Genomic DNA, 26197 nt, shown 5'->3' with positions numbered 1-26197 from the left:
TTTATCCAGTCGTGAGTTCGTTTCCGGGAGTGGATTTGCCCTGATGGGCGGTGGACGCGACGGGTGCTGGCGCGGAGCGTTTCACGTTGCGCAGCGCGAGCGACCGTCGCGGGTTGAAGGTCGATGCAAATTCGTTGGGTGTCTGCCATCCGATCTGCGAGTGTGGACGCGCGCCGTTGTAATCGGCGCGCCATTGAGTCTCGCGCGGGGCTGGGCCAGGGACGTGAACCGCGTCTCGTTGAGGAGTTCATCGCGAAGGGGCCGTTGAAGCTCTCGCGTTAGGGTCATAGCCAACCTGTGACTGTGAACTCGCGGAAGCGATTTACGGCAAGCGCACACAGCAGCTCGTCCACGGCGTTCGTACATGAAGTTTGGAAAGTTATAATACGGGTACACACCTCCATGGCGGAACATTATCCCAATATCTCAGCGATTACCGGAAGCTATCTGCCTTCACCTACCTCGGCCTAGTGCAGAATCTTGGCCGGATGAACTCGGCACTCTTGCTGCACACCAACGGTCCGTCCCGCGCGAAGTGCGATCATACCGCCGCAGCTTACCTTCAAATCCGGCACTGGCGAGGATCTAGATCCAAGCCGACGGCGCGGGGGATCAAATAAAAAGCCGCCGACCGAAGCCAGCGGGCTTGATTGGGATGGCCAGCGCGGACGGTCAAGGCTGCGCCGGCCGACCATGGCGGAGGGACCACCTTGGTCAACGGCACGGCCCGATGACGGCGTGCCGATGTACCACAACATGCGGCGAGATAGAGCCTTCCGGCGTCGCGGAAAAAAGCCCGCCGGTTTTGAGCCAGCGGGCAAGTTCTGGAGTGGCTGAGATCAACCCAGCATCAGTCAACGACCGGCGGAAGGGTTGGTTGCAGTGGATGCCAGCTAGCCGCAGCATGCTGTGAATCGTAACAATGTGAAAAACAAAACTCTGGACTTCTAGGTCGGACTCGCCCCAATATTTGTTCGGGGGAATTCACATGAAAATTGGAGCACTCATCGCAAGTGCAGCCCTGTGCGTCAGCGGCTGCTCTACGAGCACTGTCGTGTCGGACAGCGATCTCACGGCAATGAATACCGTTGCGCTATGTCACGTTCTCGCCAGCAGCACGGACGAACAGTATCGTAGTCGGGTAGCGGCCCTTCTAGTGCGCAGGGGCGCAACAGCAGAGAAGTGCACCAGGCTTGTGCAAACCGACAATGCTGTCGCGACAGGCATAGCGATCGCGGCTGTCGGCGGCGCAGCTGTGGGTGTCGCTGCCAACAACGGCTATGGAGGCGGAACATATTACCGGCCACCGCCACCACAAACCTATGGCGTCGCGTGGGACCAATTCTATGGCCAGAATTACAGCATTATCTGGCGCTGCCGCGACCGGTCCACCGGGCGGTTTCGTGACGATTACTATTGCGCCGGCCTGCCCATGGTCGACAGCGCATGGCCGGGCTGGTCGGCGTAGCGGATGAGCAGGCCATACCGCAAATATCGATCCAATCGGTGGCAGAGACCCACCGGTGCCAAGCTGTGGCGGCGCCAACTTGCGAGCGTGCCGGCAATGCTCAGTCTTACGGCAGCGGCGGCAGTGGCCGCCTTCCTGGCGCCGTCGGGCGCGCAACGTAGCGACGATGCATCAAAGGCCAGCCCACGAAGGGCGGCGCCCGCCTCGCTTACCGGTGTCGCTTCCGTGATTGACGGCGATACGATCGAAATCCACGGCCAGCGCGTCCGCTTCAACGGCATCGACGCGCCAGAGAGCCGGCAGCCGTGCCGCGATGCGAATGGCGCCGAGTATCCTTGCGGCCGGCGATCGGCCGAAGCGCTGGACACTTTCCTGGCCGCGTCGAGGCCGCTCGAATGCACATTCGTGACATGGGACCGCTACCACCGCTTTGTCGGCGATTGTCGGCGCGCTGACGGCGCGGGCGTAGCCGCCTGGATGGTCGAGCACGGCCAGGCGCTGGATTGGCCTCGCTACAGCCAGGGCGCCTATGCGGGGCTGCAGGCGCAAGCCCAAGCCTCAAAGATCGGCCTGTGGGCCGGGACGTTTCAGGCACCCTGGGAATGGCGCGCTGCGCACGCCGACGGCGCGGCGCCGTCGAGCCGCCCACTGGGCATCATCAGCCGTAAGCTGGTCGCGCAGAGCGGCTATTCTTGCGAGCCGCGGAGAACGTGCAAGCAGATCGGTTCCTGCGACGAAGCCAACTGGTACCTGCAAAACTGCTCATGGGGCGGAAAACTCGATCGCGACAAGGATGGGATCCCATGCGAAACACTCTGCTAGCTGAAATGCGCGCTACGGCCTGTTCGGCTTTCCGCTTACACCGATCTAACGAAGACCATGCATCGGCGGCGCGGTCTGCTAACCCCATGTTTTGACGAGGTATTCTATATCTGAAGGGCAGAAAAAATTATTGCGACAATAGAGACAAGACGCCTTAACCAAGACTTTCAAAATCGTTAACATAGTTATTTTTCAGTGTATGCTGACAGGCGATCAAGGCGTGATGTTGCCCTGTCGGGGGGGAGTAAAATGCAGACTGTGATGAGTCAAAAGCTGGCAAGCTATGGCCAGTGGACCTACCGTGGTGCCTGGGCCCTAGAGATTGCGGCCGCAGCGATTGGTCTTACGACAGGTGTAGCATTAGGCGTACAAGCGTTTTCTGCAAGCGAGTCTGTCACTGCAATGGATTTGACGCTCGCCAGTGCACCCTTTCTCATGGTGGCAATCGCAGAGCTCACCAAGATACCGATAGCTACACTGCTTTTCAGCGCGTCTTGGCTCTGGAAGCCCATAATCTTGGTCTTCCTCCTGGTTCTTGCAGGCATCACTTTCGAAACTGTCTTTATGGGGATGGAGAGGGCAGGCGCATTGCGTCAGCTGCGTTATGAGGAGCTCGTAAACAAGATTGATGCCCTTGAGCAGGAAGCGACAAAGCTCGCCTCTGCTGACGAACTTGGTCGAAGAGCCGATCAGGTCGATCAAGCCCGTTCCGAAATTGAGCAGCTGACCCCTCTTGCGGAAAAATCGCGTGGGACCTTTCAGTCGCAAATTGCCGAGGCTAATGCGGAATTGGAGGGAACGACAGCCCTTACTCCAGAGGCCTTGACGTTGCCCCCAGTTTCTATCCAGTTTTGAGATCGTTTCCGGCGTGGGTTGTGCCCTGCTGGGCGGGTGAAGCGACGGGCGCTGGCGCGGAGCCTTTGGCATAGCGCAGCGCGAGCGACCGTCGCAGATTGAAGATTGAAGGTGGTGACGAACTGCGTGGCACAAGGATTCGCGGACCGCGCCTAACGCGGCGACTTCAACACACCAGACGAGAGGCAAGGTACGCCAAAAGGCTTCATCTCCCGTTTGATGTTCGCCGTTTCAGCGGGGCTTGCGTGAGGTGTAATCATCACTTGGTCGATGAACGTCTTCGCCTCGATGTCGATATAGACACCCTCTCTCAATGCCTGCTTGTCCAGCCAAAGGAGTCTCACCTCGTCTTCGAACTTGAAGGCACGCCGCTTGTGCAACAGCATGGTCGCGGCCATCCGGGTAACTTCTTTCTTCGATCCTTCTGCGACCGACTGCGCCAGACGAACAAGAGTTCTCTCGCCACGATATTGGACGCGGCCTAGAAAAGCGGAGCCGGCGCTGTTCTTGAGGAGGCCTTTTGCCGCGTTCACCATAGCGTCCACCCGACAGCGGATTCGAACAATAGGAGTTTCCTTGTCGGGACCAAAGCCTGCCATTCGCCAACGCGGTTCGTCATGTGCACCTGTGGTCCAACACGAGCCGTACGGTTGAAACCCCGACAAGGGACCGGGGCGATTGAACAGACCATCGCACCACCACCGCTCATAGGGGTCCTGCCAACATCGGACGGGCGAGAGCCGCAGTTTGTTAGTTTCGAAAATCAGCTTGGCGTAACGCCATTCGAGCATATGGTAGAGGAATGGTTTTGTGAGTGCGGGGTCCTTCATCACTTTCCGGCCGTCTGCGCCGCGCTCGACGAGTGACCAAGAGATGGGATGCTTCTGGTCGATGATCATAACAGTTTCCCAAGAGCCAGCTCGGCACTGTAGTCAGCTGTGAACTCTCTGTCATTTGGGCATCACGCGTCTAAACTCAGGCCATTCAGACCTAGCGGGCGCGCGGCAGGCGGTATGGTCTGGCGGTATGGTCTTGCGTTATTCCGGCCAGCCGCCTAGAATATCCCTATGATTGATCTAGCAACCCATGCGTTTGAGCTGCTAACGGCGCTACTTGGATTGGCAACAGCAAGCCTTATAAATACCTAAAAAATCGATATCTGTTTGTTTAATACAAACGAAAACGCCCTCGCCAGATCATAGATCGTGAAGGACATTGGCACAAAGGACTGGAAAGACCTTTGCGAGACTTCTGGCACAAGCCAAGATGAATGGCCGACAGTCAAATCTCAGACCCAGAGTTTACCCGGACGGTAGCGGCGGGGCAACCGGTGCCTCAGCCACCTCAACTGACCGCTCAATGACCGCCTTTGAGTAAGCGCGATTTTCCCTGCACGTTGACGCCGGCGCTTTCGACGGATGGCCTTCGAATTGGGAACGGTATCTGGTCTGATCAGACTGCTGTTGCTTTGGCGAAGTTGAAGGGCAGCAGATCGTAGATATCAGCGTCCTCGTTGCGTTGAGGCAATTCGGTGAGGACGTGGCGCAGCCACGCTAACGGCTCGACGCCACAGGCGCGGCAGGTCAACATCAGGCTGTAGATGACGGCGCTGGCCCTGGCTCCGTCGACGGTATCGCTGAACAGCCAACTTTTCCGGCCAGTGGCAAAGATTCTGATGTCACGCTCGAGAAGATTGTTGTCGATCGGCATGCTGCCGTCCTCGGTGTAACGAGTCAGATATCCCCATTGGTTCAGGGTGTAGGAGACGGCGTCGCCGAGCTTGCTGTCCGGCAAGACTTTTGGGGCGATGTCGTCGAGCCATGCCTTGAGAGCATGGAGGATCGGGACACTATGTTGCTGGCGGAAGCGGCGAATGCAGTCATCTCGCGTTTCGCCGTCATCGGGGATTTCGTTCCGCGCCTGCCTTTCAACCCGATAGAGCTGTTCGAAGAACCGGAGCGCCTGTTCCGGCGGGCCGCCGCCTTTCTTCCTCGCCTTTAGGGCATCGACGAAGCGCCGCCTGGAATGGGCCATGCAGCCAAGATGCGTTGCCCCTTCCAGCGTGCGCCAGGCGGAATAACCGTCACTCATCACGATGCCGCGGTAATCGCCCAAGAAGGTCTGCGGGTGTATCTGGCCGCGACCCGGCTGATAATCGAGCAGCACGATCGGCTCGTCACTGTCGTGGCCGCTCCGGTATGCCCACATGTACGAGGTGCTGGTGGCCTCTCTGTCCATTTCCTTCAGCACCTGGACCGTGGTCTCGTCGCCATGGATGAGGGGCTGCGATCTGAGCCGCAGCTTCAGCACGTCATAGATGCGGGCGAGATGCTTTTCGCTCGAGCCGATCACCCAGTGACCCAGAGCGCCACGGCTGACAGGAACGCCCGCGCGCTCGAAGGCCTGCGCCAGGCGGTAGAGCGGTGTGCCGTCGACGTATTTGTGAACGAGCGCGAAGGCCAGCGTCGAAGCCGTGGCGATGCTGCCCGGCAAGGGTTGCGCGGGCATCGGCGCGGTCACGACCGGCGTGTTGATGCCGGTACGCTCACAATGACGGCAAGCATACTTGAACCGCACATTCTGCAGGACCTTCGCCTTCACCTCGATATGAAGTTGCTCGGTAACGGCCTCGCCCATGCGATGCATCTGATGACGGCAGCAAGGACAAGCCTTCTGATCGTCGGGAAGGTCATACTCGACGCGCTCGCGCGGCAGGTTTTCCGGCAAGGCCTTGCGGCCGCGCTTCTTTCCCGTCGCCCCTTCGCTCGCCGGCAAGCCCGTGTCCGGCAGGACAACGACGCCGCTATCTTCGTTGTCGGCGGCGTCCTCATCCGCGGCCTGTTCGGCTTCATTGAAGAGGCGGTCAATGTGCTTTTCACTGCGCGGCGCAAAACGATGCAGTCGTGCAAGCGCCAGCTCTTCCTCGAGTTTGACGACGCGTTCGGTGAGTTGACGGTTCTGCGCCTGCAGCGCAGCAATACGCGCCATCAACGCTTCAACAGTCGGTTCGCCGGGTCGATTCATCAGATTCTTGAATCGAAAGCATGCCGCCGCGTCAACCGCTCAATTCGAGAGCCCTCAACCCGCAACCTGATATTGCCGCACCGGATGGCGGACCATCGCATCGATGTCGATGCCGTCGAGGATCCAGTGCAATTGCTCGGTCGTAAGCGTGACCACCGCTGCCTCCCGGCGCGGCCACCGGAACTTGTCCTCGGTCAGCCGCTTCATTACCAGCACAAAGCCCGACCGATCGAAGAACAGGAGCTTCATCCGGTCGCGACGGCGATTGCAGAACGCAAAAACCGCCGGAGCAAACGGATGGAGCGCCATCGTCTCTTGGACCAGAACCGCAAGGCTGTTGATGCCGGCCCGGAAGTCGATTGGCTCGCGGTGCAGGTAGACTTTCAGGTCAGCGCCCAGTCTGAACATGACCCAGTGCTCCGATGGTCGCAGTCAATGCATCCACATCACCGCATTCCAGCGTCAACTTCACGCCGTTCGGCAGCGACGCGCTCACCTTGGCTGGAGAGGAAAAAGGCGCTGTCCTTTTCAATGCCGACCTACGTGCCCCATCGCAAGTCCCCGGCAAATCCACCGCAGCCATGCTGCTCTGTCGCAGCAAGGCCCGATCGGAAGTGCTTTCAATCTGAACCGGGATGAACGCCGATGGTGGGGGCTGTGGGAGGGACTGGGTCTCCGCCCGCTTCTTTATCCACTTCCGAAGAAGGTTCGCATTGACCCCATGTTCGAGCGCAAGCCTCGATACCGACACGCCAGGCTCAAGACAGGCCGAGACAAGACGGTCCTTCGATGCCGGGTCGTATCGGCGTCGCCCGTCCCGACCGACAAGCCTCACCCGCAGTTTCTGCTCATCTTCTTCCATCACAAGGTGTCCACCTATTTTGGTGGACACCTCATGCATCAGAGCACTCAACAGCAAAAGGTGCGGGGAAATTCGCGCTTACGCCTTTGAGATCACGAGGCGGTTGGCTCTACGTCTGATATGAGGCGCATTGCCGCCCGGCAGCCTATGGGCCGAAAGCTGTCAGTCCGCTATAACAACGGAAGTTGGACGCGTGCTTGGGACCTACCCAGGTCAGAGAAGAAATTGCCCGCAACCTATACCCAGGCATATCTCAGGTCGTGTCTCCAGAGAATGTTGGTCAGGCCAAGACGTAGTGCATGAGCGGCAGCCAAAGCCAAAGCTCCAAAATGTGGAACTCTGGCATTCAAAACGATCCACTCGACATCTCCGCCGGTACAAACGCCGATGCGTGAGACGTCATTGTTTTCGTCCTGTCCGATCAGTTCAGTGACCACAGCGATGTACCTTTGAGGAACGACGGTGCCCGAATGGAGCTCCTTTGCTGCATGTACCAACCTGCTGGCTTCAACACCGTAGCGGACATTCGCGGCGGCTCGCAGAGAGTCCAATCCCGAGGAGCCTGGATTGCGACGCTTCCATGCCTCCCAGCCGCCCCGTGAAACCGCGACCGGGACCACCGGTTTGACAGGCGTACCGTATGAGAGCGCCTCGCCGACATGATCGTTCCAGGTGTCCAAACTTTCCAACAGCGGTTCGTCCTTCAGCGCGGCTCTGACTCGGCGGTATTCTGCTGGCGAAAGCCGCGGAACGGTCAAAGCCACGTGCTTCACACGTTCGAAGCGAAGATGGTGGAGCCTCGGCCGCCGAGCTCCGAAGAACGCGCTCTTGGCACCGATAGGTGTTGCAGGCTTTACGAAGGTACGCCCTTCCCACTCGAACACGATGTCGGTCTGAGCTTCCTTCGCCGCCGCCGGACCATGCTCGCCTCTTACGAACTCGGTCATATGTCGATCGGCAAGCTTGTTCCAAGCCGACCTCAGGGCTTCGAATTCCGAAAATGGGCGTTCCTCGCGGATCAGCACGTAGTCTATCGGCCACAGAGCGAAGGTGTCGAACCCGTCTCCATGAAGATAGCACCCCGCGACCACAACCCCGTCGATTTCATCGGTGTCGTTCCGCGCCCGCCTCACGACGTGATCCAAAAGCTCCTCGTGAGTGAGCGCGTTGAAGCCGTTGTTGATGACGAAAAGGACCGTAGTGGCGCCTCCGCCGATTTCTCTGCGACTCTGCTTCAGTTGTCCTCTTGCCGACCTCACGACACCCTTGATCGGCCCTTGCATGATTGACGCGTACGCGTGCCGATCGTTGAACTCGATTATTGTCGGATCGATCACCACCACCGGGCGATCCGGTTGGAGCGCTCCGAACAGGGAACCGATCTTCGCCTGGGTTTCGGGCTTTTCGAGCCGTTCGTCCTCGAGCAGCTTGAGTTCGATTATTGATTGCCCAAGGAGGTAATCCGAGTTTCTGGTATCTTTCCGATCCGAATCTTCGTGTGCTCGTCCACCGCCGGCCTGAGTGATAACGAAATCGATATCCCGATCCTCGGACAATGGCCGAATTCTTGAACGTTCCAGCATTTGTCCGTCCTAGACGTATGGCATCTAACTTTCGTCGAATTTGCTTGGCGCTAAGTTCCCACGGCTGCTGAAAAGGTTTCTAATCTTTTGGCTTGCGAGGCGGTGCAAGGTGGCTACGCAGGGCCATATGGTCCACATCATGTTTCCCGACATCGTCGGCATTTCGTACTATGATCTCCCGCTTGAGAATGGTCAGCTCGGAAAGAGGGTCCGGTGCCCCCGCTCCATCGAAAATCGCGGGCATTAGCAGGTAAGCTTTGAAATGCTCATATGATCTCAGGAACCTTTGTAGGTTCACATCATCATCGGGTTGCATCGTCCTCATGCGTGACGCGATAATAACCGTGTCCTGCTTCTTGAAATCTTCCTTATCGGGGTTGGCAGTTATCATCACTGTATAGTGGCACGGAGGCTGCGCTGGTAGATTTCTGATGATGGAAATTCTGATCGCTTCGTCTTTGTCTTCTTCGCCCACACGTTCCCGCCAACGTTCGAATATGCTTATGGCAGCGGCTCTGTTCTCGAACAGCAAAGCCATGGCGGGCGGAACCCGCGGGTCAAACTGTATATAGGCAGTGCCTCTCCACGTTGCCTCATCCCAGGAATGGATGTCGATCACGGATTTGATCCCCATCTTACGATGATCGGTGATCTTGGGTGGCCCCTCTCGGACGGGCCTCTCATGGGAGGATTCTGTTTCTTCCTCTTGGTGAAAATCTATGCGTGGGAGCGACGGTCTTTCACCTGCGGAATAAGAGCGATGCCCGTCTCGCTTCCAGTTTTTAAGCGATCCTATGTGCTCGTTCAGCACGCGGTGATAACTGTTCGGGCTTACAGCGACCATTGTGGCGCGGTTCATGATCGCCTCACCCACGAACAATTGCTCGATGAAGTCTTTTGGCCGCTGGATCAAGAAAGCGGTGGCAAGAATTCTGGAAGCTACCACGGCAAGCAAATCCTGAACGACGCGCTGATTGTCGAAGCTGGTCAGCGACAAACCCAATGGCCAATGCAACTTGCTCTTCATCGTCATCGGGTCAAAGATGAAAACAGGCGCGGCGCCATCTTCAGTGAATTGTAGAGTGATTTCCACTATCTCGGTGTGTGGAACTAGATCCGCATCGAGTGCGGTCGCGAAAAACGCCTCCAACGCTCCAACCAATGTCTGTGCAAGAAGCGAACTCGCTTCATTCCCCAATGTAGCAACGTCGATCCGCATTCCCATGATTGACGTGGATATTGTTTCCGGCTTGTCCCCATTCAGGACAAGGACGCCAGCGATAGAATCTGCCACTGGCTGACTCATGAGGATCGAAAACATCCGATCAATATCCTCATCACTTTCCTCGGGAGGAAGGCTGCCATCTAATCGCAACAGTTCACGGTGACCCAATGCGAAAAGCAAAGCCGACCTAGCCAACATGAGCCCTAGGGCTTCAAGTACATCAGGAAGAGCTTCCAGCTTTTCCAACTGTTCGTCGTCGAGGTTCAAAAGCTGGCAAGCGAACGCGTACTCTAACTCGCGAATTTCGTTGTAGAGCGCTTTTTTGGATTCATCGGTTAGCGGAATAGAACGGAGAGACCCGTTCAATAATCTGATGGCGTTCAAGAAATCAGGAACGCACCGAAGTTCGAGCGCAATCCACGCGAACATCTTCATCGTTGGGATAAAGGCAACCGGAATCTCACTCTCTTCCTCGCCCTCTATCACAAGGGAAGCAGCGAGGAAAATACAGCTGGCCCGTGCAGCCCACAGCATGCCCGCACTACGGTAGGCAAGTGTCAGAAGGCGCAGAGCCTCGATCAAACTGTCCGCGTATTCTTTCTTCGTGAGCTGAATCGCTGCTTTACCTGCGAGCCTTATGATCTCGAAGGGCTTCGTAAGATCGAGCTTGCTGGCGCGAGCAAGGAGGATCAGAGCACCTTCTCCCTCGCTTTTCCTTTCCGATACAAAAGCGGCAACGTCCTCAACTAGCTGACCGTAAGACGGGTCAGAAACGGCAATCATTCCCGTAACGCCGACTAATTTGATGAAGCGCTCGGCATCGAATTCACCCAACCCGCGCGCATCAATCAGAACTTCCGAAAACGACTTCCATATCTCCGACAGCGCTTCGCGATTTGAATTAAGCAGTTCAATATTCATCTTCAAAAGAAGAAGGGAAATCTGCGATTCCAACCTGTTGTTCGGTCGATTCCGATCAGCCGCCATGTCTTCCAAGGCGGCAATGAGCGCGTTCGTTCTTTCATCGAATTTTACATCCTCTCGCGTCAGATGACCGTGGATGACAGCGCTGCAAAACGCTTGCATGAGGTTGCAGAGGAATTCGACATTCTTCGCTGAATCCGCCTTCAGAGCGAAATCTGCCAGATCGTCATATGATTCATTGGCGAGAGCGAGGTCGTCATACCACCAGATAGCGGTCCACAAATATTCGTATCGGGCTTCGAGTTGCTGTCTGAATGTGCCTCCATCTTTCGCGAACCGGATCGCGCGAAGGAATCTGCCGTCTGTATCTGTACGAGCCCGTTCCAATCCACGGGAAAGTTTGGCGGCGATAAGTGCTTCAGACGCCCGCTGAACCTCCAGACCAGTGAATGCCTCAGGGTTGCTCAGCGCGGCTTCCGCGTCTTCAAGCTGTTGGGTTCTCGAATAGTCCGCCGGACCTAGCCGAAGCCGGTCGGTGATTTCCTGTCCGACCCCGAGGTAATTGAAGGCAATATCTTTCCGGTCGTTCTCTATGATTTCCTTGGCAATCCATGAACGATCTTGGATCGTGACTGAAACACCACATGTGTCGAGAAGCTCATCTTCGAGGCGCGCGCGGTCTTTCGATCTTGCCGGACGGCTCGTTACGCAGATGATACGGTCATATTTCCGGCCCGTATCTATGATGCCCTTTACGTCCTTGCGCACTTTATCTGCCCAGGTCTTCTTAGCACTGAAGGCAAATGCCCAGCGTTCACCGGCTGCTTTCACGTCGCCGATGTAGGTCTGGCTTATCTCGTCGCTGACGGGATAAGTCTCGCTATCGACCTTGCTGTCACCGCCGCCTTCAGGACCGGTTTGAGGGCGAAGGTTGGGGCAAATTGCGCGCTCGCAAAGTTTTCGGCAGAAAAGCTCGAAGCCTTGCGTTTGGTTGCGGTCGGTTATGGTGTCGAGGTGGAAGCTCAGCGTTGGCCCATCGAGCACATACGCTGACCTGTCACTTGTGTCGGAATAATACTCCGGACGCAGCTGCCGCATGAACTGCGAAGGCGACATCCCCAATTGCATGGAATCATCGGCGACTTCGCTGGGCTTTGATTTCATTTCCATCCTTAACAAATAGATGGGAAGTCCGCCAATTGTCATCCTATCGAGTAAACATCAGTCACTTTCGATGTGGACAAGCCCATGCGTCCATCCCTCAATTTTTCTGTGTCGATGAAGACCCGTGTCGTCATTTCCAGTTGTCTGCCTAGAGGAAGGTTTAAGGCCAGCTCCAACGCCAGGGATGAGGCGCAAACTCGCCCATGGCATTGACCACCAGCGATGTCCGCTTCTGGAGGACGGCAGGGGCCGGCGGAATGACCGGGATTAGGCGCAGAGCCGGCATTGGTTCGGGGCAGATCAGCTCGTCTATTGTGCCCTATGTTTCGGCTTGTCGCCGGCAAATTGCTTCAATGCATTTGCCCGCCTAGAAAGGTGCCCCCTCGGACTCACTGGTCGTTGTCACTTATTCGGACCCTGAAATTGGCTGCCGCCGCGATTTCTCTGCCTTGTCGACGACAGGGAGCCCTTCCTTTCTGGCCTTGGCAAACGCTCGATCGCTCTCCAGGAACTCCGCCAGCATGAACGGGATGAGTTCCGCTACCGATTCGGACTCGCCATAGGTCTGACGATAAAGCGCTGCATAGTCCTTCAGTGCTTGGTTCAGGTCTGCACTTACGCTTATGGTGATCTTCGAAGGAGTCCGGTCCGGAAGTTTGCCGAGTTTCAGATTGGTCATGATGACTCCAGTCAATTCGGGTACGGCCGCAGCACAAGATCCTTGCGCACGATGACGCGCAGTGGCCAACCGGGCCGGACAGTGATGGTGGGTTGGATATTGAGATTCTTCTCGGTGATGCGCTGGCCAGCTTGACTGACGTTCTGCTGAGCGGATTCGCGGATTGCTTTGACCAGGTCACTTTCGTCTTCCCCGAGGCTCAGCTCGGTGCCGACCCCTAGCAACGTGGCCAGCGCAACGCCTTTGATCAGCCGCCAGGTGTGGAAATCCACCTTGTCCTCAAGCCCCGCATAGCCGGCAGTGTCTGTTGCCGGCAGATTGTCGATTTCGATCGAAGAGCCGTCGGGCAGCAGTATCCGTTGCCAGACCAGCAGCGCGCGCCTTTGTCCAAAGGCCACGACGCTGTCATAGGCGCCAATCAGGCGAGAGCCTTGCGGAATGAGCAAGGTACTGCCGGTGACTGTGTCGTGCACATTCTCGGTGACCTGCGCGACGACGAGGCCGGGCAAGTCGGAATTGATGCCAGTGATCAGGCTCGCTGCGATGACGCTGCCGGCCATCAGCTGATACGGCGAAGCCGGCGTCTGCAGTGCATGCAGATTGTAGATTCCACTTGTGTTCCGCTGGCTGACAAAATCGAGCTTGCGTTCTTGATTGTTTTGGTCGCCCTCGGCCGGTGCTACGGAAGCTGAATCGCGTGCGGCATCGGATTGTGGAGCCGTTGCCTCAAAGGGTGGACGCCCGCCCTGCCCGTTGCCGGCGGCATCCGCTTGCCGGGGTCGATTTTCGATCCGGAAGAAGACTTGCGATTCGCGCGCCTCGATCGCCTGCTGTGCAAGGCGCTGCTCCTCCGCCGAAACCTCCTGGCCCGGCGCGATGCCCAGCTGGCGTTGGTGCTCAAGGATGGGGCGGCCGAGGTCGCCGGGCAGCGGTGGTCCAAGCACCGGAGGCTTGGGCTTGATCCCGGAATAGTCCTTAGGCAGCCTTTCAATTGCCTCCGCGGTTGGCTTCCGCTCAGTGTTGTAAAGCTCTTCAGCCTGCTCTTTGATGCGCAGCGCCGGTCCCTGCAGCGCCATCATGGTGACGCCTAGAACGGTCCCGGAACCAACAGCAGCGATGGCGACAATAATGCCGCGCTTGAAGCGCACAGCGCGGCGAGGCGAGGCCCGCAGCTGCAGCTGTTCTGGATCGAGTTTCGATGGAGCATCGGAGCGGGAAGTATCCGTCATGGGCCGTCCCTCACCTGCTGGAACGCGAAAAGAGCAATATCCGCCGCGGCGCTTGCCTGCCGTCGGTCCTCGTGATGCGCACCACCTGCTGCTGCTTGGTGCCGAGGCGCAGTTCGGCCGCGGCGAAGAGGCGATCGACGATGTAATAGTTGCCCCGTATGCGGTAGTTAACGAGCTGGTTGTCCCCGTCAGCACCGACGATGAAGAGCGGCGGGGCCTCGCCCTGATCAATGCGGCGCGGGAACTCGATGTAGACCTTGCTGCCATCATCGAACGCGCGCGTCGGCCTCCAGGGCGGCATGTCGCCGGTAATCGAATAGCGGAAGCGAATATTTTCGAGAGCCACATTCGACGCCACTGGGATAGCAGCCTCGGCCTGCGCATTGCGCCGGCTTAGCGCGATGATCTGGTCCTCGCTGTAGGTCCAGGAGATGGCCGCCATGGCGGTCTTATCCGTGCTTTGAAGCTGCAGGTGATAGCTTCGCCGGTCCGTGGTGATCACCAGATTGGTGGCAAGTCCTGGCGCGAAGGGCTTCACCAGCACATGGGTGCGCTGGTCATCGCCGGAGCCACTGACGGTGTCGCCAATTACCCAGCGCACTGTATCGCCGGCCGACACGGATTGGAGTTTCTCGCCTGACTGCAGAGCGATATCGCTGACGCGCTCCGGTGCGGCATAGAGCTGGTAGAGCGCGCCTTCGGCAAAGGGGTAAACCTGCACCGCATTCACATAGCCATATTTGGTGGGTTGCTGCGTCGCCGCCTTGTTGGCATCGGCGACACGTTCTTCAGGCGAGCGCTTGTCTTCAGCAGCCTTGCCCGGCTCGGGCTGCAACTGACCAGGCAACGGCAACGGTTTCGGCACCTCGACCACGTTGACTGGCCTCTCCGGCGCCTTCTCGACTGCCCCCGGTTTGAAGTCAGCCGCGTCATACGAAATCTGAGGTGGCGGCACCGGCTTCGAGGCACAGGCGGAAATGACCGCAGCCGACGCAGACAGGATCAGCGCAGTGCGGAGCGACGAGAGTCTATTTATCATTGGCGGGCTCCTTTGGGGGAACGGAAGTTTGCGCGGCACTGTCGAGCTCGCGCGACCAGTCGATGGCGTTGATGAAGACGCCGAGCGGGTTTTTGCGCAGCTGATCGGCATTGTTCGGCGGCCGGATCACAATGGTGAGGATCCCGGTCCAACGCGTTGTGCTGGCGAGGCTGCCGCGCTCAAAGACCTGCTCGGTCCATTTGACTTGATAGGAGCTGTCGGACGCTCGAACCACGCTCGTCACCTGCACCGAGACGCTGCGCGTGCCGATCTTGCCGAACGGGTCGTTGGCCTTAGCGTACTCGTTGAGAAAGAGGGCTCCACGGTCGGTGGCGAAGTCGTAGGCCGAGAGCCAATTCTGCCGCACCAGCACCGCATCGGTGGAAACAGAGCGGACATTCTGGATGAAGCGGCCGAGATGCCAGGCGATCTGGGCATCGGTGGGCTCGTAGTCCCGGATTGCTGGAGCGACGGCGCGCGCCTCGCCGAAACGATCTACCTCGACGACATAGGGCACGACGCGGCCCTGCATCGACTGCCACAAGAGTCCACCAGAGAGCCCGGTGGCCAGAGCGAGGCAGCCGAAGGCCATCAGGCGCCAGTTCCTTGCCTGCACGCGCGCTGTGCCGATGCGCTCGTCCCAAAGTTGGGCGGCCTTCTGGTATGGTGTGACGGGGTGGGGCGTCTTCCCGTAGCGTTGAACAGGTCGCTTGAAGAGCATCTAGTCTTCCTTGTCATTGAGAGAGGGGTTGGCGCCGCTTCCACCCCGATCGCCATCACGGACGGCCTGCGTGGCGGCATGGCGATGGGCGCGCGCGGTCTGTTCGGAACGCAAGCGCCTCGCCCACGCCGGCGCGGCATTGGCACCTGACGCGGCAGGGTTTCCGGTCATTGATGCGGTCGGCGGGCCGCCCGTCGCGGTCCAGGCGGCATCGCGGCCGGCATCGGCGCTGCGCCGGAATGGTTCTGTTGCAGATCGCATTCCCCGCATCGCGGCGCCGCCAGCTGCGCCGGCAACGCCCTGCAGTCCAGCCGCTACGCCGGAGAGGCCGGACTCGGGCGATGTTGCACGCCCCATCTGCCAAGCTGTGGAAGCAGCCGATCCCATGGCCGTGCCGGCTCGAACGGCGGCGAGACCGCCGCCGGTTGCCATGCGCGCGCCGGCAAGCGCCGCACCTCCGGCAACGAGCGTTGATCCGGCGGCCGCCGCGGTGGTTCCGAGTGCGGCTCCCGCGCCAAGCTGCGGCGCGCCCGAGACAAGACCCGAGGCAATTCCCGGCCCGAAAATGCCGAGCCCAAGCAGCGCCAACGCGCCCAGTACCTGTGACATGGCTGCGGCCAAGTCCGGCTCCTTGCCTTGCAGCGCGGAAGCGAACTCGCCGAAGAGCGTGGAGCCGATGCCGACGATGACAGCAAGCACCATGACCTTAATGCCCGACGAGATCACATTGCCGAGCACGCGCTCGGCCAGAAACGCCGAGCGGTTCCAGAGCGCGAAGGGCACCAGAACAAAACCGGCCAATGTGGTGAGTTTGAACTCCAGGATAGTGATGAAGAGCTGAATTGAAAGAATGAAGAAGGCGATGAGGACCAGAAACCAGGCGAGAAGCAGCACGAAGATGGTCAGCGCGTTGCCAAAGATCTCGGGGAAGCCGACTAGCTGGCTCGCTTGATTGAGCAGCGGCCAGGCGCCCTCGAAGCCGGCCGCGGCAATGCGGCCTGGCCGCAGGAGACTGTCGGCGGACAGATTGCCGGCCGATGCGTTGATGCCGAGCCCGGCAAAGGAATGGTAGATGATGTCGGCGAGGTTCTTAAAATTGTTCAGGATGAAGGCGAAGGCGCCGACATAGAGCACTTTTCGGACAAGCCGGCCAAGAACATTGGGCTCGCCGCCGAACGCCCAGACCAGGCCTGCCAGCGTGATGTCGATGCCGATCAGGATGGTGGTGAGAAAGGCGACGTCGCCCGAAAGCAGACCGAACCCGCTGTCGATATAGCGGGTAAAAGTCTCCATGAAGCGATCGATGACGCCGAGGTCATTCATGTCGCCGCCTTCCTCGTTGTCTTGAAGAACTGCTGATCAGTTGCCGGGATAGGCCGTTCCGGTGCCCAGGAAACGCTTCGTCGTCTCGCGGGCGGCTTCCTCGGACTGCGCCTTGCGGGCAGCATCTTCGGCTTCAGCCCGGAACTGGGTCGCGAGCAGCGTCTGGATCTGAATCTGCTGCTTGGTCGAAAGCGCGATCAGCTGATTGGTGGCCTGGCTTGCCTCAAGGGCACCTGCCGCGCCCTGACTGCGGTTGACGAGATCGGTAAGCAGGTCGCCGTCGGCCCGCACGTTCTCCACGATCTGCGACTGCGCGCTCATGGTTTGGCGGAACGCCTGCATGGCGTTTTGCCAGCGCTCGCGCGCGGCGCTCGCCACATCGCTGACCTTGATTGTGGCGTCGTAGCTTTCCGGATATTGCACACGCCACTGGTTCTGAAGCTTGTCGAGATCGAAGCTCAGGCCGCTGGCCTGGGTCATCAGGCCGTCGATCCGTTGGAGCGAACCTGTGAGCTGGCCGACGGAAGAAAAATCCAGGCGCTGAAGGTTGCGCGCCATGTTCTGCAGCATGGTCGCCTGGTTCTGAAGCGACTGGATCTGGTTGTTTATCTGCTCCAGGGAACGTGCCGCTGTCAGCACGTTCTGCGCATAATTCGACGGATCGAACACGATTAGGGCGTGGGCCGGCTGGACGTAGTCGGCCATCGGTTTTGCGATTAGGGAAACGGTGATAAGGCTGGTGAGAAGGCGGCGCCGCATCATGACGATTGCTCCTTGTCTGGTTGAGGGAATTGCTGGAGAAGCTCGGCAGCCCAATCGAGGCCACGCGCACTCAGGAACCGGGAAGCAAAGCTGTCCTGCCCGTGCTCTGACAGGACGCTGTCGATCAAAGCTTGCGTGGCCGGATCAGAGGCGCCGCAGAGCGCAAGAGCGATCGGGCCGAGCCCGAGCTCGAAGAGGCGGTTGCCGCGGCGCGACTGCAGATAATGCTGGCGCTTCGGTGTGGCACGGGCGACCAATTCGATCTGCCGCTCGTTCAGACCAAATCGCTCATAAGCCACCCGCGCCTGCGGTTCCACGGCACGGTCATTGGGGAGAAAAATGCGCTGTGGGCAGCTCTCGATGATCGCCGGCGCGATGGAAGAGCCAGCGATGTCGGCAAGCGACTGCGTGGCAAAGATCACCGACACGTTCTTCTTTCGCAGCACCTTCAGCCATTCACGGATGCGGGCGGCAAAGAGAGGGTTGTCGAGATAGACCCACGCCTCGTCGAGCATCAGCAGCGTCGGCCGTCCGTCGAACCGCTCCTCGAGACGATGGAACAGATAGGTGAGCACCGGGAGCACAGCGCCTTGGCTGTGCATCAGCTCTTCGGTCTCGAAACACTGCACATCCGACAAAGCCAGCCGATCTTCATCGGCATCGAGCAGCCGGCCGAAGGGACCGTCGAGCGTGTAGGGCATCAACGCGGCCTTGAGTCCATTGGACTGAAGCAGAATCGACAGGCCCGTCAGCGTGCGTTCCCGCACCGGCGCAGTGGCAAGGCTGATGAGTGCCGACCAGATCGCCTCCTTTACCTCCGGCGTAACGGTGACATTCTCATGGGCAACGAGGCCGGCGATCCATTCCGCCGCCCAGCTGCGAGTAGCCTGGTCGCCGATATTGCTCAGTGGCTGGAAGGCAAGCGCACCATCCGCGCCCAGAGCGTGGTGTTCTCCGCCCATGGCCAGTGTTGCCGCACGAGCCGAATTGCCGTTGTCGAAGACATAGACCTGCGCCCCGGCATAGCGTCGAAACTGCAGAGCGACTAGCGCAAGCAGAACCGACTTGCCGGCACCGGTCGGACCAACGACCAGCATGTGGCCGACATCGCCAACGTGGGTGGAAAGCCGAAACGGTGTCGACCCGTTGGTCTCTGCGAAGAGAAGCGGCGGGGATTCGGTCCCAGTCACGTTGGTGAGATGCTCGTTATCCACCGGACCGGCCCACGCCGACGACAGCGGCATGACATGGGCAAGATTCAGCGTGTGAACGAGCGGCTGGCGAACGTTAGCGTAGACATGACCGGGCAACGAGCCGAGCCACGCCTCGACCGCATTGATGCTTTCACGGATCGTGGTGAAGCCGAGCCCATTGACTATGCGCTCAACCGCTCGGAGCTTTTCCGCGGCGGCTTGCCGGTCCTGGTCCCATACCGTCACCGTTGTGGTGAGATAGCCGAAGCCGACGTGATCGCCGCCCAATGCCTGAAGGGCGGCATCCGCATCGAGCGCCTTGTTGTCGGCGTCACTATCGACGAGAGGGACGGGTTCGTTGGTCACGACCTCGCGCAGGATGGCTGCGATCGATTTGCGCTTGGCAAACCACTGACGGCGCAACCGGGTCAGTGTCTTTGTGGCTTCCGTCTTGTCGAGCGGGATGAAGCGCGTCATCCAGCGGTAGGCGAAATCCTGATGGTTGAGCGCGTCGAGGATCCCTGGCCGGGTGACGTTCGGGAAACCAAGGATGGTGAGGGTGCACAGATGCTGCTCACCCAGCATCGGCTCCAGGCCGCCGGTAAGCGGCGCGTCAACCAGAACACCGTCGAGATACATTGGCGTTTCCGGCATGGCGACCGGATGGCGGTAGGTCGAGATTGTGCCGTGCAGATAGGTTAGCGTCTCGGCATCATCGAGGGCGCGCACTTCCGGCATGAAGCCGGACAGCAAATCCAGGACGCGGTCGGTCTCGTCGCGAAACCACGCCAGCTCCTGGCGCCAGTCTCTAGCCCCTCCCGAGTGATGCGAGTCGACCAGTGCGCTTTCCGCCCGCGCCTGGCCATCTGGCGCCGGCATGAAGAGCAAGGTCAGATGATAGCGACTCTCGAAGTGCGCGACCTTGCCCTCGAAGGCCGCGCGCCGTTCCTCATCGACCAGCCATGAGGCAACATCGGGAAAAGCCGACCTCGGATAGCCCAGCGCTTCAACGCGCTCGGCCTCGAAAAACAATCCCCATCCGGAGCCCAACCTTCGTAGCGCATTGTTGGCTCGTGCGCAGATGCCGACCAATTCGGCTTCGGTCGCGCTTTCAAGGTCGGGGCCACGGAACCGGAAGGTTCGCTGGAAGCTACCGTCTTTATTGAGCACGATGCCGGGCGCGACCAAAGCGGCCCAGGGCAGATGATCTGCAAGCCGATCGGCTTTGCCGCGATACTCCGAAAGGTTCAGCATGCAAGCCACCCCGTCAGGCGAAGATGACGGACAAGCACGCTGGCGAAGTCCGGATCGCGGCGAGCGGCAAAGACCGCGACGGTATGGCCGGCGATCCAGAGCGCCAGTCCGGCGATCCACTGCTGCAGGCCAAGGCCTATTGCCGCGGCCACCGTGCCGTTGAGGATCGCGACCGCTCGCGGCGCGCCGCCCAGCAGGATCGGCTCAGTCAATGCCCTGTGAACGGGGACTTCGAAACCCTCGATATGCTGCTCTCCGGTGGCCATCAGACGAGTGCCCCGCCGCCGAAGGAGAAGAAGGAGAGAAAGAAGCTCGATGCCGCGAAGGCGATCGACAGGCCGAAGACAATCTGGATCAGCCGGCGAAAACCGCCTGCCGTGTCGCCGAAGGCAAGAGTCAGGCCGGTTGTGATGATGATGATCACCGCGACGATCTTGGCGACCGGTCCCTGCACCGACTCAAGGATCTGCTGCAGCGGCTGTTCCCAAGGCATGCCGGAGCCCGCTGCGTGGGCCGGGACGGTGAGAAGAAACGCGAGCGCGGTGGACGAAAGGAAGCGAAGCTTCTTGAGCATGAGGTGACCTTTCAAAACTGCTGGAGTTGCGGAAGCGTGAGCGGGGTGACGGCGTAATCACCGCTGCTGTCGAGACCGGTGACCTCAGCGATCGCGTCAATGCGGCGCGAGGATCCGCGCCCAGCGATGAAGACGATCAGATCTACCGCATCAGCGATGAGGCGGCGGGGAACGGTGACGACGGCTTCCTGGGCGAGCTGCTCGATACGGTAGAGAGCGGAGCGCGCCGAATTGGCGTGAACGGTCGCGATGCCGCCGGGATGCCCGGTGTTCCATGCCTTCAGCATGTCCAGGGCTTCCGCGCCCCTGACTTCGCCCACGATGATGCGGTCGGGTCTGAGCCGCAGGGTCGAGCGCACGAGATCGGCGAGCGTGACCGACCCCCGCCTCGTCCTCAAGGCAACGCAATCCTTCGCCGCGCATTGCAGTTCGCGCGTGTCCTCGATCAGGATCACCCGCTCGTCGCAATCGGCGGCTTGTGCCAGCAGCGCATTGGCAAGTGTTGTCTTGCCCGACGACGTGCCGCCGGCGACCAGGATGTTGCGCCGCTCGCGGACCGCCTTCTTCAGCGCATCGGCCTGCAGCGGCAGCATGACCCGGTCGGCGACATAGTCGGCCAACGTGTAGAGTTTCGCCGCAGGCTTTCGGATGGCGAAGCATGGCCCCAGCACGACAGGCGGCAGCAGACCCTCGAAGCGCTCGCCCGAGGGCAATTCGGCGCTGACAATCGGATTGTCAGCATGCGCCTCGGCGCGCACGTGGGAGGCGACCAGGCGGATGATGCGTTCGGCCTCAGAAGGATGCATGTGCACGCCGGTGTCGACCCGGCCTTCACCCAACCGGTCGAGCCGCAGCGCACCGTCGGGATTGACCATCACCTCAATGACGGTCGGATCGGCAAGGGCTTCGGTGATCGCCGGACCCATGGCGGTGCGCAGCATGACGCGGCGGCGATGGTCGGCTTCCGGATGAGAACTCATCCTTCCCCTCCCCTGCGATCGTCCGTGCCAAGTGACCGTTTCCCGGAAGCGATTTGGCGGCCGACTTGTTCGACGAATTTCTCGAAGCGCTCCTGGGCAATCGCTTGCGTGGCCCTGTCCGGCACCGGCGTGTGAGCATGAAGCGTGATCGAAAAGCGGATGAAGAGCGCCAGGCTCTCCAGGATCATCTCGACATCGCGCCTGACATGTCCGAGGTCGCGGGAAAGACGGTCGAGCCTCTTGCCGTAGCGGTGGTCGAGTTCATTCTCCCCACGCCGCTCGATAAAGGTCTCGACCGCGTGCGCCACAATGGCTGATTTGGTGGTCGATGGATTGCGGCTGAGGTTCTCCAGCTTCTCGCTCAACTCGGGTTCAAGCAAAAACTGGTGACGAATGCGGTGGGGCTTCATGCTGCTCGTTCCTCTGACCGGCGCTGATGCACCGGCGACGGGAACGAGCATCGTCGAGATCCTCGAAATCGCTTACGGCCGTTATCTACGCTGAGATGCGCCCGCGTATGGCGCGCCGTTCAGAAGCCGGGCACGATGTCCTTGTCGTCGCCCATTCCCTCATTGAGGCCGTACGCACGTGCTGCGGTGGAAATCCGATCCATGACGCGCTTGTCGGCGAGCGTCTCGCAGTCATCGTCTGCGGGCGTGAACAGATCGCCATGATCAGGCTCCTGGGCGACGAGGGTCCGTTCTTCGGGCAGGCCCGGATGGCGCTGCTGCTGGACACCTCCGTCTTCGATTGACGCGCCGGCACTGTCGTCGTCGCCAGCAAGACGCCGATCCACGCCGCGCACCTGTCCGCTCCAATCGTCCGGGCGCGACGTGGGCCGATCCGCGTAGGCACCGTCGCGCAGCACCGGCGAAGGCAGCACTCGCTCCGTGAAATTCGGATCCTGGTAATAACGCAACTTCTTGGCGCGAATCGGCGGCAATCCCGAAACCAGGATTAGTTCGTCAGCCTGCGGCAACTGCATCACCTCACCCGGCGTCAGCAGGGGGCGAGCGGTCTCTTGGCGGCTTACCATGACGTGGGACAACCAGGGCGCCAACCGATGGCCGGCATAGTTACGCATCGATCTGAGTTCCGTCGCGGTACCGAGCGCGTCCGAGATGCGTTTGGCCGTGCGCTCGTCATTTGAGGAAAAGGCAATCCGCACATGGCAATTGTCGAGAATGGCGTTGTTCTCGCCATAGGCCTTGGAGATTTGGTTCAACGATTGCGCTATCAGATAAGCGCGGATGCCGTAGCCTGCCATGAAGGCGAGCGCAGTCTCGAAGAAGTCGAGCCGACCGAGCGCCGGAAATTCATCCAGCATCATCAGGAGCTGATGCTTGCGGCTCTTCTTTGGATCGCCCTCCAGGCGCTCGGTCAGCCGCCGGCCGATTTGATTGAGCACCAATCGCACCAAGGGCTTAGTGCGCGAGATATCCGACGGCGGCACGACCAGATACAGCGACATCGGTCGCTCGGCATCCACAAGGTCGGCAATGCGCCAGTCGCAGGCCGATGTTGCCGCGGCCACCGTTGGATCACGATAGAGCCCGAGAAACGACATGGCGGTCGAGAGAACGCCTGAGCGCTCGTTCTCTGACTTGTTCAGCACCTCACGAGCCGCCGAGGCCACGACCGGATGGACCTGAGGCTTGTCCACCGTGCCGAGATGGTTTGTGGTCATCATCCGCTGCAGTGTCGCAGCGAATGAGCGTTGCGGGTCCGACAGGAAGGTGGCGACACGGGCGAGTGTCTTTTCCTCTTCGGCGTAGAGCACGTGCAAGATGGCGCCAACTAGAAGTGAATGACTGGTCTTCTCCCAATGGTTCCGCCGCTCCAGCGCGCCTTCCGGATCGACGAGAATGTCGGCGATGTTCTGAACGTCGCGGACCTCATCTGGACCTTTGCGCACTTCCAGCAGCGGGTTGTACCGCGCCGATCTCGGATCGGTCGGATTGAACAAGAGACAGTGCGAGAACTTCGACCTCCAGCCAGAGGTCAGCTGCCAGTTCTCGCCTTTGATGTCGTGAATGACGGCCGAGCCGGTCCAGGAAAGAAGGGTTGGAACAACGAGTCCGACGCCCTTGCCCGAACGTGTCGGCGCAAAGGCCATGACGTGTTCCGGTCCGTCATGGCGCAGATAGCGATAATTCAGTCCGCCAAGGAAAACGCCGGCCGGCTGAAACAGCCCCGCCTTCTCGATTTCCAGCTTCATGGCCCATCGTGAGGACCCATAGGTGGTGACCAACCCCCGCTGCCGTGCGCGCCAGAGGGACCCAGCTATCGCGGCGGCACAGCCCAGGAACCCGCTGGCTCCGGCAAGTATGCCAGCCTTGTCGAAGACTTCAGGCGCATAGGCGTCAAATTGGAACCACCATTCGAACAGTTTCCACGGCTGGTAGATCGGCCAGCCGACTGTCACAAACCATGGCGCGCCGAGTGGCGGCTGATAGGAGAGCATGTGGGCGCACCATTGGGTTGCAGTCCACACGCCAAGAATGACAATTGCGAATACGACAGCGATCTGCCCAATCAGCAACTTCGTGGGTGTCAATGGCTTGCTCCGCTCTTCTGGCCAGACGGACCAAACATCGCGCCGAGCGATGAGAATTCGAACGGCCGCTACATGCGACTAGGTGCGATGACAAGGTTGATAGGCATTGTTCAGCTGCGAACAGCGAAAATCCGCCGCAGCAACCGATCGGCGGTGCCAGGTACGCGGTTTGGTCGCAGAAGATGTTGGGCTTCAGGCGCGGGCACATTGAAGATGTGCTGACAGACAAACCTTTGGAGCCGACGCGTTTGTGCGAGTAGCGAGCTGAAGGGCTCGGCGAGAAGTCGTCGTTCTCAATCGGGCGACGGGGATACATCGGCGAAGACGGCATAAGGGAGGATGGGCCAGACCGAGCCGACGGAAAGGTCGTAGCCAAGGCGGCCTTGGAGCGCATAGCGCCTGGCCGGGAGACCGCCGCCAGCCAGACTTACGCGGCGCGTCGTTGAGCGAGGTGGAGACCCGAACGGGCTCGACGAGGGTCCACGGCGGTCACAATGTGGTGGTGGTGATCGCAGTAGACGCGATCCGGCGAAGTTGGCCCAGCACAAAAACGATAACCGCCGGGTACAGAAGCGTCTTCGCTCACCGGGAAGCGGCACTGATAGAGGCCTAGCTGAATGAGGGGGACATCTCTCGAAGTTGGTCTGATATTTTCAGGCATGATGGTTTCCTAGTTCATAGCAATTGCCGGCGGACGGCCGCAGTGCGACCCGTCGGGACGAGCTTCTCTCGTTTTGGAAGGCTATGGGTCACCATATGGTGTTGGTAGCACCATCAATGAAGCCCTACGCCCTGCTTCTGAAGCCAATAGTTTGCGACTTAAGGCCACACGCGCGAACGCATTGGCAATCTACCATCGTGTCCCCGAGGCACTCGCCCGCCGCGGTTTGCCGGCGGCGGGGTGGCACTGGCTTGTGGGGCCCTAGGCCCACTCGCGGCGCTCGCACTGGATCTCGGTGCGGGTTTCCCTTGTCTCATCGCCCTGTCAGCGCCTTGCAAATGAGCGAAACCAAGCTGTCGCGCGCTCGCTCGTGGAGTGCGCCTTTCGGCCGCCATGCAAGGAAATCATCAACGCTCATCCAATCAGCCGGGTTTGTGTCGGCGTCTGGCTGGCTGAATTCCACATACAGATGCAGTTCGTCCGGCACGAAGACGACCCTCCACAATCCTTCGATGTCATTGGCAAGGTTGTAGGCGAGGACGGTCATGGCGGGGCACTCCTTTCGCCGTGGAGCGTGCCTATCTCACGGGAAAATTCCATCACCAGAAGTTAGTATTGACGCTCGCGCTTTCTCACAATCCAACGTCCGCGTGATGCCGAAAGGTGCAGCCAGCTTTTTGTGTATCTCGATTGGGAACACGGGACCGCCGCGAAAGTTCGGTGCACGCAGCGAATCCTCCCCCTCCAGGTATTGCTGCAGATCGGTATCCCGATCGGCCCGCGCTCCCCGCAACGGCGCGGGCCTCGGCCTGTGGTGCTCATGCCATCTACTTCGATCCGCAAGATGGAATATGATCTGGATAGAAGGACCCTCTCGGTCTGGTTCCTGGCCAGCGGCAAACGGTACGAGTTTGAGGACGTGCCGCCGGAAACCTTTGCCGCGTTCCGGGCCGCGTTCGCCAAGGGCCGCTATTTCAACGACCATATCCGCAACAAATTTCCGCTACCATCTGGTTGCGAGCGATGACCCGGGATGACCTGACCTGCCGGTGGCTCAATCGTCCTGTCGCTCCAACCGGCGGTTGGTGGACGCCTTGCCGCTGTTGCGCTTAGGTTGGTTACGGTCCGCGCTCACTTGGCAAGCCCAACCCCCGCATCCCCCCGCCTGGTGCAAAGCGTTTGATCGGTCCCGCCGTTCTGGCAGTGCGGCGGGTTGCGGTCCAGGTGGAACATCGGCGCGCGGGGAAGGCGCGGTGCACGCAGCACCCTTTTCTCATCCAACGTGCGGCGCGCTGAAG

23 protein-coding genes and 1 pseudogene are annotated in these 26197 nt (G+C 59.8%); 4 read left to right on the top strand and 20 right to left on the bottom strand.

All coding sequences use genetic code 11. The features are described from left to right. Window position 1 precedes the first annotated feature (1 nt). Window positions 2–275, bottom strand: a pseudogene (locus tag NKJ93_RS12370) (integrase core domain-containing protein); the annotation flags it as partial. A 920-nt stretch (window positions 276–1195) separates the two neighbouring features. Between NKJ93_RS12370 and NKJ93_RS12365 the strand changes: the two are divergent. From NKJ93_RS12365 to NKJ93_RS12355, 3 genes are all read left to right on the top strand, one after another. Then, entirely contained in the window at window positions 1196–1468 is a 273-nt protein-coding gene (locus tag NKJ93_RS12365) for a hypothetical protein (RefSeq protein WP_352589319.1), read from the top strand. A 123-nt stretch (window positions 1469–1591) separates the two neighbouring features. Next, window positions 1592–2290, top strand: a complete 699-nt coding sequence (locus NKJ93_RS12360; protein WP_352589316.1) for a thermonuclease family protein — start codon at window positions 1592–1594, stop codon at window positions 2288–2290. A gap of 249 nt (window positions 2291–2539) precedes the next feature. Beyond that, window positions 2540–3145 carry a hypothetical protein gene (locus tag NKJ93_RS12355; RefSeq protein ID WP_352589313.1) on the top strand — a complete coding sequence of 202 codons (606 nt, stop codon included), beginning with the start codon at window positions 2540–2542 and terminating at the stop codon, window positions 3143–3145. Between the two features lie 152 nt (window positions 3146–3297). Here the strand turns inward: NKJ93_RS12355 and NKJ93_RS12350 are convergent, their stop codons facing one another. From NKJ93_RS12350 to NKJ93_RS12255, 19 genes are all read right to left on the bottom strand, one after another. Beyond that, entirely contained in the window at window positions 3298–4044 is a 747-nt protein-coding gene (locus NKJ93_RS12350) for a hypothetical protein (RefSeq protein ID WP_352589311.1), read from the bottom strand. 553 nt (window positions 4045–4597) lie between these two features. Next, window positions 4598–6169, bottom strand: coding sequence for an IS66 family transposase (gene tnpC / locus NKJ93_RS12345; RefSeq protein ID WP_352589308.1), 1572 nt, complete (start codon window positions 6167–6169; stop codon window positions 4598–4600). A gap of 54 nt (window positions 6170–6223) precedes the next feature. Continuing rightward, the gene (gene tnpB / locus NKJ93_RS12340; RefSeq protein ID WP_352589306.1) at window positions 6224–6577 is read right to left on the bottom strand and encodes an IS66 family insertion sequence element accessory protein TnpB; all 354 of its coding nucleotides are present in this window, start codon (window positions 6575–6577) and stop codon (window positions 6224–6226) included. After that, window positions 6558–7031: an IS66-like element accessory protein TnpA gene (gene tnpA, locus NKJ93_RS12335; protein WP_352589613.1), complete on the bottom strand. Its 474-nt coding sequence runs from the start codon at window positions 7029–7031 to the stop codon at window positions 6558–6560. The genes tnpB and tnpA overlap by 20 nt, the downstream gene beginning before the upstream one ends. Before the next feature lie 236 nt (window positions 7032–7267). Next, window positions 7268–8614 carry a beta/alpha barrel domain-containing protein gene (locus tag NKJ93_RS12330; protein ID WP_352589304.1) on the bottom strand — a complete coding sequence of 449 codons (1347 nt, stop codon included), beginning with the start codon at window positions 8612–8614 and terminating at the stop codon, window positions 7268–7270. A 79-nt stretch (window positions 8615–8693) separates the two neighbouring features. Continuing rightward, entirely contained in the window at window positions 8694–11927 is a 3234-nt protein-coding gene (locus NKJ93_RS12325; RefSeq protein WP_352589301.1) for a hypothetical protein, read from the bottom strand. A 406-nt stretch (window positions 11928–12333) separates the two neighbouring features. After that, window positions 12334–12606, bottom strand: a complete 273-nt coding sequence (locus NKJ93_RS12320; protein ID WP_352589298.1) for a DUF2274 domain-containing protein — start codon at window positions 12604–12606, stop codon at window positions 12334–12336. A gap of 11 nt (window positions 12607–12617) precedes the next feature. Then, a complete protein-coding gene (locus NKJ93_RS12315) occupies window positions 12618–13835 on the bottom strand; it encodes a TraB/TrbI/VirB10 family type IV secretion system protein (protein WP_352589611.1) in 1218 nt (405 codons plus the stop codon). Window positions 13836–13845: 10 nt separating this feature from the next. Then, window positions 13846–14874, bottom strand: a complete 1029-nt coding sequence (gene trbG, locus NKJ93_RS12310) for a P-type conjugative transfer protein TrbG (RefSeq protein ID WP_352589608.1) — start codon at window positions 14872–14874, stop codon at window positions 13846–13848. Beyond that, the gene (trbF, locus tag NKJ93_RS12305; RefSeq protein WP_352589295.1) at window positions 14864–15595 is read right to left on the bottom strand and encodes a conjugal transfer protein TrbF; all 732 of its coding nucleotides are present in this window, start codon (window positions 15593–15595) and stop codon (window positions 14864–14866) included. The genes trbG and trbF overlap by 11 nt, the downstream gene beginning before the upstream one ends. Beyond that, entirely contained in the window at window positions 15596–16918 is a 1323-nt protein-coding gene (gene trbL / locus NKJ93_RS12300; RefSeq protein ID WP_352589293.1) for a P-type conjugative transfer protein TrbL, read from the bottom strand. Between the two features lie 36 nt (window positions 16919–16954). Beyond that, entirely contained in the window at window positions 16955–17680 is a 726-nt protein-coding gene (gene trbJ / locus NKJ93_RS12295) for a P-type conjugative transfer protein TrbJ (protein ID WP_023718720.1), read from the bottom strand. After that, window positions 17677–20127 carry a conjugal transfer protein TrbE gene (gene trbE / locus NKJ93_RS12290; RefSeq protein WP_352589291.1) on the bottom strand — a complete coding sequence of 817 codons (2451 nt, stop codon included), beginning with the start codon at window positions 20125–20127 and terminating at the stop codon, window positions 17677–17679. The genes trbJ and trbE overlap by 4 nt, the downstream gene beginning before the upstream one ends. Beyond that, window positions 20121–20393, bottom strand: coding sequence for a VirB3 family type IV secretion system protein (locus NKJ93_RS12285; RefSeq protein WP_352589289.1), 273 nt, complete (start codon window positions 20391–20393; stop codon window positions 20121–20123). The genes trbE and NKJ93_RS12285 overlap by 7 nt, the downstream gene beginning before the upstream one ends. Next, the gene (locus tag NKJ93_RS12280) at window positions 20393–20701 is read right to left on the bottom strand and encodes a TrbC/VirB2 family type IV secretion system protein (protein ID WP_023680310.1); all 309 of its coding nucleotides are present in this window, start codon (window positions 20699–20701) and stop codon (window positions 20393–20395) included. Before NKJ93_RS12280 ends, NKJ93_RS12285 begins: the two co-directional genes overlap by 1 nt. Window positions 20702–20712: 11 nt before the next feature. Then, window positions 20713–21681 carry a P-type conjugative transfer ATPase TrbB gene (gene trbB / locus NKJ93_RS12275; protein WP_352467841.1) on the bottom strand — a complete coding sequence of 323 codons (969 nt, stop codon included), beginning with the start codon at window positions 21679–21681 and terminating at the stop codon, window positions 20713–20715. Next, on the bottom strand, window positions 21678–22091 hold the full coding sequence (locus NKJ93_RS12270) for a CopG family transcriptional regulator (RefSeq protein ID WP_352589286.1): 414 nt from the start codon (window positions 22089–22091) through the stop codon (window positions 21678–21680). The genes trbB and NKJ93_RS12270 overlap by 4 nt, the downstream gene beginning before the upstream one ends. Window positions 22092–22210: 119 nt before the next feature. Further along, the gene (locus NKJ93_RS12265; protein WP_352589283.1) at window positions 22211–24238 is read right to left on the bottom strand and encodes a conjugal transfer protein TraG; all 2028 of its coding nucleotides are present in this window, start codon (window positions 24236–24238) and stop codon (window positions 22211–22213) included. 974 nt (window positions 24239–25212) lie between these two features. After that, window positions 25213–25446, bottom strand: coding sequence for a hypothetical protein (locus NKJ93_RS12255; protein ID WP_352508341.1), 234 nt, complete (start codon window positions 25444–25446; stop codon window positions 25213–25215). 132 nt (window positions 25447–25578) lie between these two features. Between NKJ93_RS12255 and NKJ93_RS12250 the strand changes: the two genes are divergently transcribed. Further along, entirely contained in the window at window positions 25579–25926 is a 348-nt protein-coding gene (locus tag NKJ93_RS12250) for a KTSC domain-containing protein (protein ID WP_352589278.1), read from the top strand. Window positions 25927–26197: the final 271 nt, after the last annotated feature.

Source organism: Mesorhizobium sp. M0028 (genome assembly GCF_040323855.1).
GTDB lineage: Bacteria > Pseudomonadota > Alphaproteobacteria > Rhizobiales > Rhizobiaceae > Mesorhizobium.
This window is presented reverse-complemented; position numbering and strand designations above follow the sequence as displayed.

Bases quoted from the DNA above. Each gene is read 5' to 3' on its own strand.
- tnpC (WP_352589308.1), bottom strand. From the start codon at position 6,169: ATGAATCGACCCGGCGAACCGACTGTTGAAGCGTTGATGGCGCGTATT.
- NKJ93_RS12355 (WP_352589313.1), top strand. From the start codon at position 2,540: ATGCAGACTGTGATGAGTCAAAAGCTGGCAAGCTATGGCCAGTGGACC.
- NKJ93_RS12280 (WP_023680310.1), bottom strand. From the start codon at position 20,701: ATGCTCAAGAAGCTTCGCTTCCTTTCGTCCACCGCGCTCGCGTTTCTT.
- tnpB (WP_352589306.1), bottom strand. From the start codon at position 6,577: ATGTTCAGACTGGGCGCTGACCTGAAAGTCTACCTGCACCGCGAGCCA.
- NKJ93_RS12315 (WP_352589611.1), bottom strand. From the start codon at position 13,835: ATGACGGATACTTCCCGCTCCGATGCTCCATCGAAACTCGATCCAGAA.
- trbJ (WP_023718720.1), bottom strand. From the start codon at position 17,680: ATGATGCGGCGCCGCCTTCTCACCAGCCTTATCACCGTTTCCCTAATC.
- NKJ93_RS12320 (WP_352589298.1), bottom strand. From the start codon at position 12,606: ATGACCAATCTGAAACTCGGCAAACTTCCGGACCGGACTCCTTCGAAG.
- trbF (WP_352589295.1), bottom strand. From the start codon at position 15,595: ATGCTCTTCAAGCGACCTGTTCAACGCTACGGGAAGACGCCCCACCCC.
- NKJ93_RS12270 (WP_352589286.1), bottom strand. From the start codon at position 22,091: ATGAAGCCCCACCGCATTCGTCACCAGTTTTTGCTTGAACCCGAGTTG.
- NKJ93_RS12330 (WP_352589304.1), bottom strand. From the start codon at position 8,614: ATGCTGGAACGTTCAAGAATTCGGCCATTGTCCGAGGATCGGGATATC.
- trbE (WP_352589291.1), bottom strand. From the start codon at position 20,127: ATGCTGAACCTTTCGGAGTATCGCGGCAAAGCCGATCGGCTTGCAGAT.
- trbL (WP_352589293.1), bottom strand. From the start codon at position 16,918: ATGAATGACCTCGGCGTCATCGATCGCTTCATGGAGACTTTTACCCGC.
- tnpA (WP_352589613.1), bottom strand. From the start codon at position 7,031: ATGGAAGAAGATGAGCAGAAACTGCGGGTGAGGCTTGTCGGTCGGGAC.
- NKJ93_RS12285 (WP_352589289.1), bottom strand. From the start codon at position 20,393: ATGGCCACCGGAGAGCAGCATATCGAGGGTTTCGAAGTCCCCGTTCAC.
- NKJ93_RS12325 (WP_352589301.1), bottom strand. From the start codon at position 11,927: ATGAAATCAAAGCCCAGCGAAGTCGCCGATGATTCCATGCAATTGGGG.
- trbG (WP_352589608.1), bottom strand. From the start codon at position 14,874: ATGATAAATAGACTCTCGTCGCTCCGCACTGCGCTGATCCTGTCTGCG.
- trbB (WP_352467841.1), bottom strand. From the start codon at position 21,681: ATGAGTTCTCATCCGGAAGCCGACCATCGCCGCCGCGTCATGCTGCGC.
- NKJ93_RS12350 (WP_352589311.1), bottom strand. From the start codon at position 4,044: ATGATCATCGACCAGAAGCATCCCATCTCTTGGTCACTCGTCGAGCGC.
- NKJ93_RS12255 (WP_352508341.1), bottom strand. From the start codon at position 25,446: ATGACCGTCCTCGCCTACAACCTTGCCAATGACATCGAAGGATTGTGG.